The organism is Alteromonas sp. MB-3u-76 (assembly GCF_002831605.1).
Taxonomy (GTDB): Bacteria; Pseudomonadota; Gammaproteobacteria; order Enterobacterales; family Alteromonadaceae; genus Alteromonas; species Alteromonas hispanica.
The window spans coordinates 2,055,702-2,073,490 of record NZ_CP025115.1; the positions used below are offsets into that span (position 1 = coordinate 2,055,702).

Here is a 17,789-nt window from a genome sequence, read left to right on the forward strand (position 1 = left end):
AAACGAACTGAAACGAATGGATACGTTGCGCAGCTTAGAGATATTGGATACATCTCCTGAAGAACGTTTTGATAGAATTACACGAATTGCGTCGCAACTTTTTTCCTGTGAATTCGCTACTGTCTCACTTATCGATTCGGATAGACAGTGGTTCAAATCTCGGGTAAATGTAGATCTACAAGAGACCTCGAGAGATATCGCCTTTTGTGCCCATGCGATTCTAGAAAACGATGCATTAATAGTATCCGATACCCTCAATGATGCGCGTTTTGCTACTAATCCTTTGGTAACCGAAGAACCTTTTATTCGCTTTTACGCGGGCATAAAGTTGATGGTAGACGGGTATGCAGTGGGAACCATTTGCGTCTTCGACACCACACCGAAAACACTTTCCAATAAGCAAGTGGATGCACTTAAAGATCTTGGGCGTTTAGTCGAGCTTGAGCTTAAGCGTTCAGATCTTTCTATTTTGTCATCTGAGCTGGACGTAAAGCAGCAGGAGTTGAAAGAGTCTCAAAAACTCACCCGGGTGCGCAGTGCAATCCTTGAAAAGGTGGTTAACTCTGAATCGCTTTCCTTCGTGCTAGAAGACATTGTCGAGGCGGTTGAAAAAGAATATTCAGGTCAAATTTGTAGCATTCTGTTATTAGAGGGCGGAAGGTTGAAGGTAGGGGCTGCTCCTTCGTTACCTGATTTTTATAACAATCTTATCGATGGCGTTGAAATTGGTGTAGGGCAAGGCTCTTGTGGAACCGCTGCGTACTTAAATGAGTTAGTGATAACAGACGATTTACGCACACACACGTATTGGGAGTCGTGGCGAAGTGCCGCTGAGGAAGCAAAGCTAGGATCTTGTTGGTCGCAGCCTATCTGTGGCGCAAATGGTAAAGTACTTGGCACTTTTGCTATCTACCAGAGAGAATCGGGTGTTCCTACTGACGATGATATAAAACGAATTAAGTACTTTGCTCACATAGTTAGCATCGCAATTGAGCGCGAAAAAGCAGACGAAATTATTTGGCGACAAGCCAATTTTGACGGCCTAACAGGCCTGCCAAATAGGCATTTAATGGAAGATAACTTGTCTCACGCGCTACGTTCAGCAGACCGGTTATCGACAAAGGTCGCCCTCATGTTTCTTGATCTCGACCATTTCAAGGACATAAATGACACCATGGGCCATGGCGTTGGTGATAGTTTGCTAATTGAAAGCGCTAGGCGTATAGAGAGTTGCGTGCGAGAAAACGATAGCGTGGCGCGCTTGGGCGGCGATGAGTTTGTTATCATCCTAAATAACCTCCATGATGCGAGGGACATAGAGCGTGTTACTCAAGACTTGCTTACTGTATTGTCGAAGCCATTCACCATTGAGCAAGAGCTAATACACACTAGTGCCAGTATAGGCATCACATTGTATCCAGACGATGCACAAGACGTGACTAGTTTGCTCAAAAATGCCGATCAAGCAATGTATCGTGTAAAAGCTGGCGGAAGAAACAACTACGAATACTACACGGAAAGTATGCGTGAGGCCGCCGTCAATAGGCTAAACTTGCTGAACGATCTTCGTTATGCAACGGAAAATGGCGAATTCTTTATAGAATATCAACCCATTATTACGCTGGAAACTGGGCGCGTTCAGAAGGCAGAGGCCCTTATTCGTTGGCAACATCCTAAGCGGGGGCTTATTCGACCCGACGATTTTATCTCTATCGCGGAGGAATCTGGGCTGATTATTGAAATTAGCAACTGGGTTTTTCGTCAAGTGTGCGATGACATAAACTACCTCCGCAAAAACTATTGCAACGAGCTGCAGTTAAGTATCAATACCTCTGCCAGTCATTACTTTAGCACTGCCCCGAGTATTATGGAGTGGCTTGATGTTCTTTTAAATACGCATACGCCATCAAATGCATTAGTGTTAGAAATTACGGAAAGCTTGCTAATGGACGCAGATAAAAGCGTTACGCAGAAGTTATTTCAGTTTAGGCAAGCAGGGGTAAGTATTGCGTTAGATGATTTTGGCACAGGCTTTTCTTCCATCTCTTATTTGAAAAAATTTCCCACGGATTACATCAAGATTGATAGAAGCTTCGTAAATTCAATGACCGAAGTAAGTAACGACAAAATTTTGTGTGAAGCCATTATCGTAATGGCCAAAAAGCTCGGTATTGAAGTAGTTGCAGAAGGTATAGAAACCAATGAACAGCTTAATATTCTTAAAAATATGGGCTGTGAATATGGCCAAGGCTACTACTTCTCTAAACCGGTGAAAAAAGCGCAGTTCGAAACCATGCTGCGCAATCAATTAGAGAATGTCGGGTAGTAGCCTTAATCATTTAAACGGCATAGGTGACGTTTATTGATGTAGGTATTTGCTTTCTTTTCTCCGTAAATACCTCAGCGTTAGGACAGGGTGCTTAACGCTTTTCCCGAGTATTGTTTTAGCTCGTCTGTTCGGCCTTCTTTAATTTTGTTTGCCCAATTTGGATCTTGAAGCAGGGCACGTCCCACTGCAACCAAGTCAAATTCGCCCGCGTCTAGGCGCTCTAGTAAATCGTCAACAGAGCGTGTATTTGAGTCTTGGCCTTTGAACGCTCCGAAAAAATCATCGTTTAAGCCCACAGAGCCTACTGTAATTGTTGGTTTGCCGGTTATTTTTTTGGTCCAGCCTGCCAAATTTAAATCACTTCCTTCAAACTCGTTTTCCCAATATCGACGCTGAGAACAGTGGAATATATCAACACCCGCATCACTTAATTGCGTCAAAAATTGCTCAAGTTCTTGCGGCGTATTAGCGAGACGCGCAGTGTAATCTTGCTGTTTCCACTGCGAATAGCGCAATACAATAGGGAAGTTGTCAGAAGTGGCAGCGCGAATAGCCTTAATAATTTCAACTGCAAAGCGGCCTCGGTTTTCCATGCTTCCACCCCAACTGTCGGTGCGTTGGTTTGTGCCTTCCCAGAAAAACTGATCGACTAAATACCCATGAGCACCGTGAATTTCAACGCCGTCCATGCCTATTTTTTGTGCATCTGCAGCTGCCTGAGCAAATGCCTCAATAACAGACTCTATGTGTTCAACGGTCATAGGTTCAGCCCCTTGCTTTCCTGGTTTAAATAAACCGGAAGGCCCAGCACTTGGAAGCTCTGAGTGTGGTGCATTATCAGCGACTCTGGCCATTCCCACATGCCAAAGCTGAGGCATTATTTTACCACCTGCATTGTGTACGTCGTTAACTACCTTCTTCCATCCCGATAGGGCGTCCTCTCCATGAAATCGAGGGATAGTGGCACCCATGGTCGCGACTTTATCGTTAACTGTCGTGCCTTCGGTAATTATTAGTCCAGTACCTCCTTCTGCACGTCTTTGATAATAGCCTGCAACCTCATCAGTAGGTACGCCGTTTGGCGAAAACTGTCTGGTCATAGGCGCCATAACTATTCGATTATTAAGCGATAGGCTTTTTAGATTAAATGAAGAAAATAACGTGGTATTGGACATTGAACATCCTCTTGTTCTTGTTGTTTGGGTTATTTAAAACTCGATTTGGATAGTCAAAATAGTAAAGCGCGTGGGGCTTAAGTCAATTTACAATTGGTGATAGTGCACGATAAACAAGAAATGAATGTGTGAACAATTTAAAATTGCCGCTATAATCAGAAAAATATCAAAATGCTTTGCAACCAGGAACGTTGATTTTTCTAAAAGGCTTTTACGAGGCGCGCAGTACGATTTATGGCTTTATCTCCCTCAAATATCACTAATTTTCAGCATGTCGACCCATCAGATTCTGACGACAGTTTACATAAAATGTTATGCGTGATTCGAAAACATCTCGATATGGAAGTGGCTTTTTTCTCTGAGTTTGTGTCTGGCGAGCGGATTTTCCGAGCAATAGATCACGACTCGAATGTCTCGCCCGATATCAATGTCGGAGACTCTGACCCCATCAACGAATCGTATTGTGGAAAAATTTGTCAGGGTGAGTTTGAAAAAGTCATTCATGACGCTAAAAACCATGAATTAGCGAAGGATTTAGAGGTCACGGAAAAGCTGGATATTGGCTCTTATCTTGGCGTACCCATTGTTTTATCTGACGGTGAAGTGTTCGGTACGTTGTGTTGTTATAAAAGTGAGGCTGACAATACACTCAATCAGCGAGATTTGTCATTTCTTAACGCTTTTGCCGAGATCTATCGCGAACTCTTCGAAGAAAGAATGAAAAACACCACACTGTATGATCAAATGGCCCAGACAACGTTATCGGCACTTGAGTGTGATGTGCTCGATATCCATTATCAGCCTATTTACAGTGTAGAAACTGGCGCGATTTGCGGCTATGAATGTCTTGCTCGTTTTAATACAAGTCCCTACAGAACCCCAGATGTTTGGTTTGATGAAGCAGAAAAGGTAGGAATGGGAGAGGCCCTACAATTAAAGGCCATTGAGCAAGCACTGAATAACATGCACAGGTTACCTATTGACACCAGTCTATCGTTAAACATTGCCCCTGAGTATATACTCAATGGTTCTATACATAAGTTATTAGAGGGCGTTGATATTAGTCGGCTAATACTTGAAGTAACCGAACATTCACCAATCAACGATTACATTGCATTTCGCAAAAAGCTTGCACCGCTGCGAGAGCGGGGAATGCAGTTGGCTATAGATGATGCGGGTGCAGGCTATTCGAGCTTTCAACACATATTGGAGTTAGAAGCCGATCTTATTAAACTGGATTTGAGCTTAATTCGCGATATACATATACAACCGAAAAAACTTGCGCTGGCAAAGGCCCTTTGTGCGTTCGCTAAGTCTACCTCTTGTGTAATTATCGCGGAGGGTGTTGAAGTGGTCGATGAACTTAAGGTTTTACAACAGCTTGGTGTAGATCGCATTCAAGGGTACTTAACGGGTAAACCCATGGTGTTAAATGAAGCGTTAGCGCATCAATTTACGCTGCCGTTGTAAAATGAACTTGGTACAGTTTCCACTTTAAAATTGTCATAAAAAAGTCCGCTGTTGAACGTCAAATCAGACACAGCATTAAAAGAAACTGCTGCATAGGATTATAAGCAATGGGCGGACTTTGTTTTAATTACAGTAAAGTAGTGTGCAAGCTCTTATCTTGCTGTGTCAAAGCTAACGTGAATATCCTTTGGCAAGGTCGCACTATTGTTGGCAATGGCGTCTCTAATTTCCACTACACCACGGCGAGATGGACGGTGATGTTTTCGTAGAACCGATAGTGTTTTCACTGCTCCGTACTTTTGTGCAAAGTCGACGACGCTTATTCCATTACACACCAAGCCATTTGCTACCAGACTATAAGCTTTACTTACAATTTTGGTACCGACCATCATTTTCTTTACATCTCTTCGCAGTCCATGACTGTCATCGGTAGCGGCGTTTTTACATATTGATATAAGTCTCTCTTCCGTATACGCAGAAGCAGCGCCAGAGAACAAAATGCCAGTAGATAGCAAGGCTCCGACCATATAAATTGTAGAGTTTTTCATGTTGGTTATTCCTTTTCACATAGAATGGGGTAATGAGCAATTTAGCTACTTACTTCTTGTAGCTACACTCAGAGTAGTTGCCCAATTCTCGCCTGCCATGACGAACTTGTGTTAATAGAGTGACAAAAATAAACGACTCAAATTCATAACCTTGAGAATGAATGTCATGGTTTCATCATAGACAAAACACGTTGTTATCATCTATGTGGTATACTTAAGTCTTATAAATATCGGGGCACGTCATGAAAACTGTTGCCAACACCCTGATGTACGAGTCGGACACAAGACGATTGGTCCGTTCGGATGGGCAATATGTTTCTCTATCACCAGCATGCGATAGACTAATAACCAGTCTTATTGAAGCGAAAGAAAAGGGTGTACCCAGAGACGCCCTTCGGCGTATTGTATGGGGGCATGAGTACGTCAGCGACGATGCTATAAATCACCTTGTGTGCCGCCTTAGACGGAAACTACATTCCATTTGTGAAAACAACGAGTGGGAAGTAGAAACCTTACCCTGCCAAGGTTATAGATTACTCGTAAAAGCTCCTTTGCAGCCAGGCTTCCTTTCAACACTAGTAGGGTATTTTAAAAAATACTGGCGAGAGCGGCACTAGATTCATTTGGGTAAAACAGGGTTGAAACAGCCTTTTCTCTGCATAGCGGCCACTATCAACAGCGTCCAGTTTCAACGTGATAGACAATGTAGTGATTCAAGTAATGAAATAAGCTGGTATTTATACCAATACATGCAGGGTTAAAGAGGAACTTTAATTTTTAGAGGTTTCTTAGCCACACAACAACAGGGCAAAATTTCATCGTCGTCTATAAACGCTAAAGGGTCTGTAGTGTACTCAACTTCACCTTCGAGTAGCTTGGTTCTGCAGGCACCGCAAAAACCTTCTCGGCAATGGTAGTGAATATTGATCCCCGCGGCTTCCATAGCGCTTAGTAAGGTTTTATCGGAAGGGGAGTTGATATGCCCCACATCGACAATGTCGATGCGGAGCATATTATCGCTACTGCTCATTAAACTGCTTAATTACAGTTCAAAGTCAGCAAAGTCTTCTTCGCTTACCGCAGAGTCAATTTGACCAACTAGGTAAGAGCTTATCTCAGATTCTTGTGGAGCAACCTGTACATTGTCTGAGTTTAGGTAATTATTCATCCAAGGTAGAGGATTACTACTAACATCAAACGGCGCATCAAAACCAATGGCCGTCATACGCTGGTTAGCAATGTATTCCACGTATGAACACAAAATTTCTTTGTTCAGTCCAATCATTGAACCGTTCTGGAATAAGTAATCTGCCCACTCTTTTTCTTGCTCAACCGCATTCATAAAGATAGCGCGTGCTTCGTCTTTACATTCTTCAGCAATTTGCGCCATCTCAGGGTCGTCTTTACCCTTAGCCCACAAGTTAAGAACGTGTTGGGTTGACGATAAGTGTAGGTTCTCATCACGAGCAATTAGACGAATAATTTTTGAGTTGCCCTCCATAAGCTTTCGCTCAGCGAACGCGAAGGTACAAGCGAAGGACACATAAAAGCGTATAGCTTCCAATGCATTTACTGAGTTCATGCATAGGTATAGCTTTTTCTTCAGTTCATACATGTTGATAGTGTGAGCAACGCCATCAACGGTATGTACGCCTTCACCTTGAGTTTGCCATAGTTGGGTGGCAAAGATGAGGTCGTCGTAATACTTCGAGATATCGGCAGCGCGACGTTTGATTTCTTCGTTTACAACAATATCGTCAAAAATTTCGCTTGGGTCTGAAAACAGGTTACGCAAAATGTGCGTGTAAGAACGAGAGTGAATCGTCTCGTAAAAAGACCAGGTTTCTACCCAAGTTTCGAGCTCGGGCAGCGAGATTATTGGCAAGAACGCTATGTTAGGGCTTCTGCCTTGTACAGAGTCGAGTAGAGTCTGGTACTTAAGGTTAGAAATAAAGATGTGCTTTTCTGGCTCGGTTAATTTTTGAAAATCAACGCGATCGCGTGTGACATCTACTTCTTCAGGACGCCAGAAAAAACTTATTTGTTTCTCAATAAGCTTTTCGAAAATGGCATGCTTTTGCTGGTCGTAGCGCGCAACATTTACGGGGTTGCCGAAAAACATTGGCTCTACCAGTGGGTTTGTACTTTGTTGGTTAAACGTAGTGTATTTCATGATGACCTAACTAAAAACTTAATGATAAACGCGTATTTTTATTAGTGTTCTTGCTGCTATCTACTGCCTTTCGGTCAACTGTGTTGCCGAAAGAGCGCATGCCCTCTAAATAATTAGATTTTGCATGCACCGCCGGCACAATCATCATCTTCTTCTATCACTACTTCTTCTTGACGAGGAAGTGGCTCACTAGCTTTTACATCTAGTGCGGAGGTGTCTGACGCGCCGTCTCGGGTGTTATGATAATACAATGTTTTGACACCAAGCTTGTACGTAGTTAACAGGTCTTTAAGCAATAGCTTCATCGGAACCTTGTTACCGTCGTAACGACTTGGGTCGTAGTTGGTATTGGCTGAAATTGTCTGGTCGATAAACTTCTGCATGATACCAACGAGCTGCAAATACCCATCATTTGATGGAATATCCCACAGCAACTCATATTGATTTCTCAATGTTTCGTACTCTGGCACTACTTGTTTTAGTACTCCGTCTTTACTGGATTTGATACTGATAAATCCACGAGGTGGCTCAATTCCATTTGTCGCATTTGAAATTTGCGACGATGTTTCAGATGGCATTAGAGCAGATAGAGTAGAATTACGTAAACCGTAAGTTTTCACTTCTTCGCGAAGCGCGTCCCAGTCGTAATGAAGAGGTTCGTTACACACCTTATCAAGATCACGCTTGTAACTGTCGATAGGCATTACGCCTTGAGAGTAGGTTGTTTCATTGAATTTAGGACACGCACCTTTCTCTTTAGCCAAGTTATTTGAGGCTTTAAGAAGATAGTACTGCATGGCCTCGAATGTACGATGAACCAAACCGTTTGCACTACCGTCAGAATATCTAACGTTATTCTTCGCAAGGTAATACGCAAAGTTAATAACACCAACACCTAAGGTTCTGCGCCCCATAGTGGCATTGTAAGCGGCCGGGACAGGGTAGTCTTGGTAATCAAGGAGGTTATCAAGTGCGCGAACGGCTAGGTCTGCCAATTCTTCGAATTCATCCAGCGACTTGATGGCACCTAAGTTAAATGCTGAAAGTGTACATAATGCTATTTCGCCTTCTTCGTCGTTCACGTGCTGAAGTGGCTTAGTAGGAAGCGCAATTTCTAAACACAGGTTACTTTGACGAACAGGTGCTACTTCTGGGTTGAACGGACTGTGGGTATTACAATGGTCCACATTTTGAAGGTAAATACGACCTGTGCTCGCACGCTCCTGCATGAACAAGCTAAACAGCTCCATTGCTTTAATCTGCTTCTTGCGAATGCTGTCATCGTTCTCGTATTTAACGTAAAGCTCTTCAAATTTATCTTGGTCGGCAAAGAACGCGTCGTAAAGACCCGGAACGTCTGAAGGGCTAAATAGCGAGATGTAGCCGTCTTTCATCATTCGCTGGTACATCAATTTATTAAACTGAACGCCATAGTCGAGATGGCGAACACGGTTCTCTTCAACACCACGGTTATTTTTAAGTACGAGAAGCGATTCAACTTCCATGTGCCAAAGAGGATAAAATAGCGTTGCTGCACCACCGCGCACGCCACCTTGAGAACAGCTTTTTACGGCTGTTTGGAAATACTTATAAAAAGGAATACAACCAGTATGGAAAGCTTCGCCACCGCGAATAGGGCTGCCTAACGCTCTAATTCTACCCGCATTCACGCCAATACCAGCCCGTTGGCTGACATATTTTACAATGGCACTTGCAGTAGCGTTAATGGAATCTAGACTGTCGCCAGCTTCAATAAGAACGCAAGAGCTGAACTGACGAGTAGGGGTACGCACACCCGCCATAATTGGCGTGGGCAAAGAAAGCTTGAACGTAGAGGCCGCATCATAGAAACGGCGAATGTAGTCCATTCTCGTCTCTTTGTCGTAGTTGGCAAACAAGCATGCTGCTACAAGAATATAAAGGAATTGTGCACTCTCGTATATTTCACCGGTAACACGATTTTGAACAAGATATTTACCTTCAAGCTGTTTAACTGCAGCGTAGCTGAAGTTCATATCTCTCCAATGGTCTATATAAGTGTCCATTTCGGCAAATTCTTCTGCCGAATAATCTTCTAGCAGATGGCTGTCATATTTACCCATTTCAACCATTTGTTTAACGTGATCGAGGAGTGCTGGCGGCTCAAACTGACCGTATGCTTTTTTGCGTAAATGGAAAATGGCAAGTCGAGCAGCTAGATACTGATAATCTGGTGCGTCTGTTGAAATAAGATCGGCTGCTGATTTGATCAGAGTCTCGTGAATTTCACTGGTGTTTATACCGTCATAGAATTGGATTTGAGCTTTAATCTCCACTTGCGAAACAGACACATTGCTAAGCCCTTTCGCTGCCCATGTGACAACTTTATGGATTTTCTCTAAATCAATAGACTCTTTTTCACCGTTTCGTTTGGTGACAAATAAATTATTATTCATGTTACCTAGCCGTTTGTCTGTTAGCGCGTAAAGCGAAAGTTTTTTCTAACCCACTTTATGTCGTTTTAGTTTGTGTTGTATTTCTTTTGTGCGTGTATCGAAGTGCGAATGTTGCGCTGTAGGTCAGAGATTTCAGACCGCCTTGTTAAATACACGCACGCAAGCCGTCTTAACCGTTAGAATACAGTAGAGACTGCCGATAAATTTTTACTTTTAGTTTGTCCTGAAAAGGGCTTGTATGGTTGATACCAAAAGCCGCTGTCAGATCCTGAAATTATTGCTGGATCTCCAGTTGGACAGAACACAAGATAGTGAGGTTTGAGCTGTAATGCAACCCAATATCTGGTGGTATTTCCAACACTCAATCTGGCATAGATTTTACGTTAGTAACAACTAACTTTTTAGCGTTCTACAAGCTTCAATTAAATCAAATGCAAGCACTTTTCGTACTTTGATCTGTCGCTAAATTAATTTAATATTAAAAACGCTTTTTTATGAAAACACGATATATGGTGTATGAAATATCACCATGGCCCAATATGTAGTGTTAAGTTAGCTTTGTACCACTGTATATAGAAGGTAATTAACATCTACATTATTTGCAGATAAGTAAAAGCCTTGGGTGATCGGATCCATGTGTAACCCTGTCATATCTTTAGGCAATAAACCTGCTTTGTCTGTCATTGCCATCAGCTCAGATGGTTTTAAAAACTTCTTATGATCGTGAGTGCCTTTCGGCACGAGTTTGAGAATATACTCGGCGCCAACGATCCCCATCAAATACGACTTCACATTTCGATTAAGCGTAGAGAAAAATACATGGCCGCCTGGTTTTGCTAACTTTGCGCAGGCTTTTACTACTGACTCAGGATTAGGTACGTGCTCTAGCATCTCCATACAAGTCACTACGTCAAATTTTCCCGCGTGTTCAGACGCAAAGTCTTCAGCTGTAGAGCATACATAATTTACTTTAACACCCGATTCTAATCCGTGTAGCTTGGCCACCTCTAAAGAAGCTTGCGCCATATCGAGACCAGTAACTTCTGCGCCCGCTTTAGCCATAGATTCGGCTAGAATGCCGCCACCGCAGCCAATATCAATCACCGACTTACCGAACAATCCTTGTGTATGTTGATTAACAAAATCAAGGCGCAATGGGTTTATTAGATGTAAAGGCTTAAATTCTCCTTCTGGATCCCACCACCGAGAGGCTAGTTGAGAGAATTTTTCTATTTCTTGTTGGTCAACATTTGTCATGGGTAAGTAATTCCTCCGATTACGAGTTAATAACATAACGTAAAACCCGTCATTGGAGTTACATTTTTTGGTGAAAACAGAGGTGTAAATTGCTCGTCTGCGCGAAAAATAATCGCTTGCCTTGTTGAGGGGGAATAACCGCAATTAAGCGCTACATAAATCTGTCATCAAGTGGTACACTGACGAAACGATTATGAACCCACATAATAACAATAGTGCGCACCATGTCCTTCTGATTTAATGAATCAAAACGAGGACAAAACGGATAACGCAGAACAAATCAAGAAAAAGGGATTAAGCAGTTTATGTCTGATAACGCTAAAGAAATTCTCCCCGTTAACATTGAGGAAGAGTTAAAAAACTCATACCTCGATTACGCGATGAGCGTTATTGTCGGGCGAGCATTGCCTGATGTACGAGATGGCTTGAAGCCAGTTCACCGCCGAGTGCTATTTGCGATGAACGAACTTAAAAATGACTTCAATAAGCCGTATAAAAAATCTGCCCGTGTGGTAGGTGACGTTATTGGTAAATATCACCCCCACGGTGATTCTGCTGTATACGACACAATAGTGCGAATGGCACAGCCGTTTTCACTGCGTTACATGCTAGTTGACGGTCAAGGTAACTTTGGTTCTGTAGATGGTGATTCTGCGGCAGCAATGCGTTATACCGAAGTCCGAATGGCTAAAATTGCTCATGAGCTTTTGGCCGACCTTGACAAAGAAACTGTTGATTTTGTGCCAAACTACGACGGTACAGAATTTATTCCTGAAGTTCTGCCCACAAAAGTGCCTAACTTACTAGTAAATGGTTCGTCGGGTATTGCGGTAGGTATGGCAACAAACATACCGCCTCACAACCTCACTGAAGTTATCAATGGCTGCGTTGCTCTTATTGAGAACCCTGATATAACAATTGATGAGTTAATGACTCATATCCCCGGCCCAGACTTCCCAACTGCCGCAACTATCAGCGGTCGTAAAGGTATTGAGGACGCGTACCGCACCGGTCGCGGCAAAATATACCTGCGAGCAAAAGCGGATATAGAAACCGACGCTAACGGTAAAGAAACAATTATCGTTAACGAAATACCTTATCAAGTTAACAAAGCTCGTCTTATTGAAAAAATGGCAGAGCTTGTTAAAGAAAAACGCATTGAAGGTATATCAGCATTACGCGACGAGTCTGACAAAGACGGTATGCGGATTGTTATCGAGGTTAAACGTAACGAATCAGCAGAAGTGTTGCTGAACCACCTGTATGCCAATACTCAGTTACAAACGGTATTTGGTATTAACATGGTAGCGCTGGACAATACCCAGCCAAAACTATTTAACCTTAAAGATACGCTGGAAGCCTTTATACTGCACCGTCGTGAGGTTGTTACTCGCCGTACGGTATTTGAGCTTCGCAAAGCACGTGATCGTGCGCACATCTTAGAAGGCTTGGCGATAGCGCTTGCTAATATCGACCCTATTATCGAGCTTATCAAGGCATCTCCAAGCCCCGCTGATGCTAAAAAAGCATTGGTTGCTCAAGGCTGGGCCCTTGGTGATGTATCGCAAATGCTAGAGCGCGCCGGTGACGATGCAGCACGACCAGATTGGTTAATGCCAGAATTTGGTATTCGCGACGGAAAATATTTCCTAACCGAGCAACAGGCACAAGCTATTCTTGACCTTCGCTTGCATAAGTTAACAGGTCTTGAACACGAAAAAATTCTTGAAGAATACAAGCAGTTACTTGAGCTTATTGCTGAGTTACTTCACATATTAAACAGCCCAGAGCGTTTGATGGAAGTTATTCAAGAAGAGCTTGAGAAAGTACGCGAAGAATACGGCGACGAGCGTCGTACAGAAATTACGGCTGCCAGCCACGATATCGACATTGAAGATCTAATCGAAAGAGAAGAGGTAGTAGTAACCTTGTCTCGTGAAGGTTACGTGAAGTACCAGAAGTTGACAGATTACGAGGCCCAGCGTCGCGGCGGCCGCGGTAAATCTGCAACTAAGATGAAAGACGAAGATATTATTGAGAAGCTGTTAGTGGCAAATACCCACGACCATATTCTTTGCTTCTCAACCCGCGGCAGGTTGTACTGGCTAAAAGTGTATCAGTTACCTTTCGCAAGCAGAAATGCGCGCGGTAGACCAATTGTCAATATTCTTCCACTTGAAGAAAATGAGAGAATTACCGCTATATTGCCTATCAAAGAATTTGTTGAAGGTAAATATGTGCTGATGGCAACGGCCAACGGCACGGTTAAAAAGACAGACTTGAGCCTGTACTCTCGCCCGCGTTCAAACGGTATAATTGCGGTGAACCTTAACGATGGTGACGAGCTAATTGGCGTAGATATTACCGACGGCGATGACGACATTATGTTGTTCTCTGATGCTGGTAAAGTTGTGCGTTTCAATGAGAAGCTTCGCGATAGTGAAACCGGTGAAGTTAAGCGCGATCCAGAAACGGGTGAAGAACTGTATGCCCTTAGACCCATGGGTAGAACTGCTACCGGTGTTCGAGGCATTCGCTTACAAGACGATCAAAAAGTAGTCTCTCTTATTGTTCCCAAAGGTGACGGACCTATTTTGACCGCAACGGTAAACGGTTTTGGTAAACGTACTCCGCTTGAAGAATACCCTGCGAAGAGCCGTGCAACACAAGGCGTGGTTTCTATTAAGGTATCGGAGCGAAACGGTAAAGTTGTCGGCGCTGTTCAGGTTGATGACTCAAATGAAATGATGCTAATTAGTGACCAGGGCACATTGGTACGTACACGGGTGAGTGAAGTATCCGTTGTCGGCCGAAACACTCAAGGCGTTCGCTTGATGCGTACTGTTGAAGGTGAACATGTGGTCGGGTTACAGCGTATCGAAGAAGTAGTAGATTTGCCTGATTTAGACGAAGATGGCAATCCAATTGTTTCTGAAGTATTACCTGAGCAAGAAGAAAACGTTGCACAAGACAACGATAGCTCAACGACAGAAGACTAGGGGTATTGTAGATTATCCAAGCACTGCGGTTACTGAGGTATTAATCTCAGAATAGGTCAGTAACGGGTAGTTGTGCAATATCAGTGTTCTTATAAACAAGCGGCTTATGCCGCTTGTTTGCCAATTGGCAGTTTAATTGGCATCAACAATATACAGGTGTTGAAAAACGCAATGAAAGAGGTATTCAACTTTAGCGCTGGCCCAGCAATGCTTCCTAAAGAAGTGATGCAAAAAGCCCAAAGCGAGTTCACGAACTGGCGGGATATGAACTGCTCAGTAATGGAAGTAAGTCATCGCGGCAAAGATTTCATAGAAATTGCTGCAAAGGCAGAGCAAGATCTGCGTGACCTTCTGTCAGTGCCTTCTAATTACCATGTACTTTTCACCCATGGTGGCGGGCGAGGACAATTTGCGGCGGTACCCCTTAACCTTTCCCAATCGGGCGACACTAGTTTGCATTTAGTAAGTGGCTCTTGGTCTAAAGGTGCTGTGGCAGAAGCGGACAAATACAACAATGCCGTTGTGGTTGGTGAAGTGTCAGAAAAAGATGGAATGCACTATGTCCCAAAGCCATCTTTGGCCAACATTGACCAAGGGGCTTCCTACTATCATTTTTGTCCGAACGAAACCGTAGACGGAATTGCTTTCGACTGGTTACCTGAATCGGGCGATGTGCCTCTGGTTTCAGATATGTCGTCTACCATTTTGTCTCAACCTATTGATGTTGCAAAACACGGCGTTATCTATGCTGGGGCTCAAAAAAATATTGGCCCTAGTGGTTTATCTGTAGTGATTGTTAGAGATGATCTAGTTGGCCGTGCACGCAAAGAAACGCCATCGATCTTTGACTACGAGCTAGCGGCAAAATCTGACTCTATGTATAACACGCCTCCTACATTTTCTTGGTATTTAGCGGGCCTAGTTTTTGAATGGCTCAAGGAAATGGGCGGCGTTGCTGCCATGGCGAAGCGTAATGCTGAAAAAGCGGCGTTGTTGTACTCGGCTATTGATAGCTCTGACTTTTATTCAAGTAACGTTCACCCAGACAATCGTTCAAAAATGAACGTACCGTTTCATCTCGCAAACACAGAGCTAGAAGGTCTGTTTTTAAAACAATCGCAAGAAGCTGGATTACTTGCTCTTAAAGGCCACCGCTCTGTTGGCGGTATGCGAGCTAGTATCTACAATGCGATGCCGGTAGACGGTGTTCTAGCATTGGTAGAATTTATGCGTGAGTTTGAACGAGTGAATGGATAAAGAACAAGTGAATACAAATATGGAACAGTTAACATTAGCACCGATTAGCAAAGTATCGGGAGTGGTCAATGTACCTGGTTCGAAGAGTCTGTCTAATAGAGCCTTGCTGCTTGCTGCGCTTTGTGAAGGAGATACCGAACTCACCAATCTTTTAGACAGTGACGACATTTCACATATGCTTAACGCGCTCACTCAGCTTGGAGTGAACTATACACTTAGCGATGATAAGACTCGATGCGTAGTGAAAGGTAATGGTGGCGCTTTTAATGTCAGTGAGCCACAGGAACTTTTTTTAGGAAATGCAGGTACTGCAATGCGCCCTTTGTGTGCTGCTTTGGCCGTGAGCAATGTGGATGTGGTGTTAACCGGTGAACCGCGCATGGAAGAACGTCCAATTTCAGATTTGGTGGACGGATTACGAGAAGCTGGCGCTGACATTAAGTATTTAAAAAATGATGGTTTTCCGCCCCTTCAAATTAAAGGCAAGGCGTTAACTGCTAATGAAATGTCTGTTGACGGCAGCGTATCTAGTCAATTTCTTACGGCGCTTTTGATGGCCGCACCACTGTTTAAAAATGATGTGACCATTAAGATAAAAGGTGAGTTGGTGTCTAAACCCTATATCGACATCACCCTTGATACCATGGCTAAGTTTGGTGTTGAAGTTGTAAATAACAATTATCAAACCTTCACCATTTCTGGCGACGCAAAATATGTGGCGCCGGGCAAATTTATGGTTGAGGGGGATGCGTCTTCTGCTTCTTACTTCCTCGCAGCTGGCGCTATTAAAGGTGGTACGGTACGCGTAACCGGTATTGGTAAAAACAGTATCCAAGGTGACATTCGCTTTGCAGAAGTATTAGAGGCGATGGGCGCTTCTGTAAACTGGCACGATGAATATATCGAAGTGACTGGTGCGCCATTGAAAGGTATTTCGATGGATATGAACCACATTCCAGATGCTGCTATGACGATTGCTACAACGGCGCTTTTCGCCGAGGGACCAACGTTAATGACCAACATCTATAATTGGCGTGTGAAGGAAACCGATAGGTTGCATGCGATGGCCACTGAATTGAGAAAAGTAGGGGCGAAGGTGGAAGAAGGGCACGACTACATAAAAGTATGGCCCACAGACGAACTGAAACACGCTGAAATTGATACCTACAATGACCATAGAATTGCCATGTGTTTTTCACTAGTTGCACTAAGCGATACGGCAGTCACGATAAACGACCCAGGATGTACCCGTAAAACGTTCCCTGACTATTTCACTCGATTTAATACCTTAGTCTAAGTTACCCGTGCGGTAATTATCTATGCGGACCAGTATTGTGTCGCCCTCTTCTTGAGAGGGCGGCATTGCTTATCCTGCACTAAAGCGTATAATTACGCGCGATTTTTAGCAAAATGAAAAATGGAGCAGGTATGCATTCCACACCCGTAGTCACGGTCGACGGCCCAAGTGGTGCTGGTAAAGGTACTTTAAGTAGCTTATTAGCCAAAAAGTTAGAGTGGCACTTTTTAGATAGCGGTGCGATTTATCGCGTTCTTGCTGTTGCTGCGCTCCACCACGACCTCCCGTGTGATGATGAAGAATGTATTGTTCCTCTCGCAACTGGTCTAGATGTTAGTTTTGAGACCAATGGAGATGCCACACGCGTTATTTTGGAAGGCGAGGATGTTACCGACGACATTCGTACTGAAGACGTCGGTGCCGTTGCTTCCAAAGTGGCTGCATTACCCCGTGTTCGCGAAGCTTTGCTTCGTCGCCAGCGCGCATTTCAACAGGCTCCTGGTCTTGTTGCAGATGGTCGCGATATGGGAACTGTGGTATTCCCAGATGCACAGGTAAAGATTTTTCTTACAGCAAGCGCTGAAGCTCGCGCAGAGCGTCGTTATAGCCAGTTGAAAGCTAAGGGCATGGATGTTAATATTGCGCGCCTTTTAACCGATATCAAGGCAAGAGACGAGCGCGATACTCAACGTTCGGTAGCTCCTTTGGTACCGGCAGAAGATGCTGTAATTATAGATTCGACAGACTTGGATATTAACCAAGTCTTTGAAAAAGCGATGGATATTATTTCCTCACGAGGTTAATCCTGTGGGACAAAATACGTTCAAAGCAGAGCTGCTACAGGAAGTG

The 17,789-nt window shown here is 43.6% G+C and carries 13 protein-coding genes; 7 read left to right on the plus strand and 6 right to left on the minus strand.

Annotation, left to right across the window (positions count from 1 at the left end):
* Positions 1-16: 16 nt before the first annotated feature.
* Entirely contained in the window at positions 17-2,326 is a 2,310-nt protein-coding gene (locus CW735_RS09135; protein WP_071979023.1) for a sensor domain-containing phosphodiesterase, read from the plus strand.
* A gap of 80 nt (positions 2,327-2,406) precedes the next feature.
* On the opposite strand, the gene CW735_RS09140 is transcribed toward CW735_RS09135, so the two are convergent.
* A complete protein-coding gene (locus CW735_RS09140) occupies positions 2,407-3,504 on the minus strand; it encodes an NADH:flavin oxidoreductase (RefSeq protein ID WP_100971798.1) in 1,098 nt (365 codons plus the stop codon).
* A gap of 234 nt (positions 3,505-3,738) precedes the next feature.
* Between CW735_RS09140 and CW735_RS09145 the strand changes: the two genes are divergently transcribed.
* On the plus strand, positions 3,739-4,974 hold the full coding sequence (locus tag CW735_RS09145; RefSeq protein ID WP_071979021.1) for a sensor domain-containing phosphodiesterase: 1,236 nt from the start codon (positions 3,739-3,741) through the stop codon (positions 4,972-4,974).
* 152 nt (positions 4,975-5,126) lie between these two features.
* Here CW735_RS09145 and CW735_RS09150 read toward each other — a convergent pair whose 3' ends face one another.
* Positions 5,127-5,522, minus strand: a complete 396-nt coding sequence (locus CW735_RS09150) for a DUF3718 domain-containing protein (RefSeq protein WP_071979020.1) — start codon at positions 5,520-5,522, stop codon at positions 5,127-5,129.
* A gap of 242 nt (positions 5,523-5,764) precedes the next feature.
* Here CW735_RS09150 and CW735_RS09155 point away from each other — a divergent pair, with 242 nt between their 5' ends.
* Positions 5,765-6,139 (plus strand): winged helix-turn-helix domain-containing protein, encoded by a 375-nt coding sequence (locus CW735_RS09155; protein WP_071979019.1) that lies wholly within the window; start codon positions 5,765-5,767, stop codon positions 6,137-6,139.
* A gap of 140 nt (positions 6,140-6,279) precedes the next feature.
* Here the strand turns inward: CW735_RS09155 and yfaE are convergent, their stop codons facing one another.
* The 4 genes from yfaE to ubiG all read right to left on the minus strand — a co-directional run bounded on the left by yfaE (position 6,280) and on the right by ubiG (position 11,387).
* A complete protein-coding gene (yfaE, locus tag CW735_RS09160; RefSeq protein ID WP_071979018.1) occupies positions 6,280-6,552 on the minus strand; it encodes a class I ribonucleotide reductase maintenance protein YfaE in 273 nt (90 codons plus the stop codon).
* 12 nt (positions 6,553-6,564) lie between these two features.
* Entirely contained in the window at positions 6,565-7,695 is a 1,131-nt protein-coding gene (gene nrdB, locus CW735_RS09165) for a class Ia ribonucleoside-diphosphate reductase subunit beta (RefSeq protein ID WP_071979017.1), read from the minus strand.
* Positions 7,696-7,808: 113 nt separating this feature from the next.
* On the minus strand, positions 7,809-10,130 hold the full coding sequence (gene nrdA, locus CW735_RS09170) for a class 1a ribonucleoside-diphosphate reductase subunit alpha (protein WP_100971800.1): 2,322 nt from the start codon (positions 10,128-10,130) through the stop codon (positions 7,809-7,811).
* A 552-nt stretch (positions 10,131-10,682) separates the two neighbouring features.
* A complete protein-coding gene (gene ubiG / locus CW735_RS09175; protein ID WP_083595212.1) occupies positions 10,683-11,387 on the minus strand; it encodes a bifunctional 2-polyprenyl-6-hydroxyphenol methylase/3-demethylubiquinol 3-O-methyltransferase UbiG in 705 nt (234 codons plus the stop codon).
* Positions 11,388-11,692: 305 nt separating this feature from the next.
* On the opposite strand from ubiG, the gene gyrA reads away from it, so the two are divergent.
* The 4 genes from gyrA to cmk all read left to right on the plus strand — a co-directional run bounded on the left by gyrA (position 11,693) and on the right by cmk (position 17,743).
* Positions 11,693-14,386 (plus strand): DNA topoisomerase (ATP-hydrolyzing) subunit A, encoded by a 2,694-nt coding sequence (gene gyrA / locus CW735_RS09180; RefSeq protein ID WP_071979014.1) that lies wholly within the window; start codon positions 11,693-11,695, stop codon positions 14,384-14,386.
* Between the two features lie 171 nt (positions 14,387-14,557).
* Complete coding sequence (gene serC, locus CW735_RS09185) at positions 14,558-15,643, plus strand: 3-phosphoserine/phosphohydroxythreonine transaminase (protein WP_071981174.1); 1,086 nt, start codon at positions 14,558-14,560, stop codon at positions 15,641-15,643.
* A gap of 19 nt (positions 15,644-15,662) precedes the next feature.
* Positions 15,663-16,940, plus strand: coding sequence for a 3-phosphoshikimate 1-carboxyvinyltransferase (gene aroA, locus CW735_RS09190; RefSeq protein WP_071981173.1), 1,278 nt, complete (start codon positions 15,663-15,665; stop codon positions 16,938-16,940).
* Between the two features lie 131 nt (positions 16,941-17,071).
* Complete coding sequence (gene cmk, locus CW735_RS09195) at positions 17,072-17,743, plus strand: (d)CMP kinase (RefSeq protein ID WP_071981172.1); 672 nt, start codon at positions 17,072-17,074, stop codon at positions 17,741-17,743.
* The last annotated feature ends 46 nt before the right edge of the window (positions 17,744-17,789 follow it).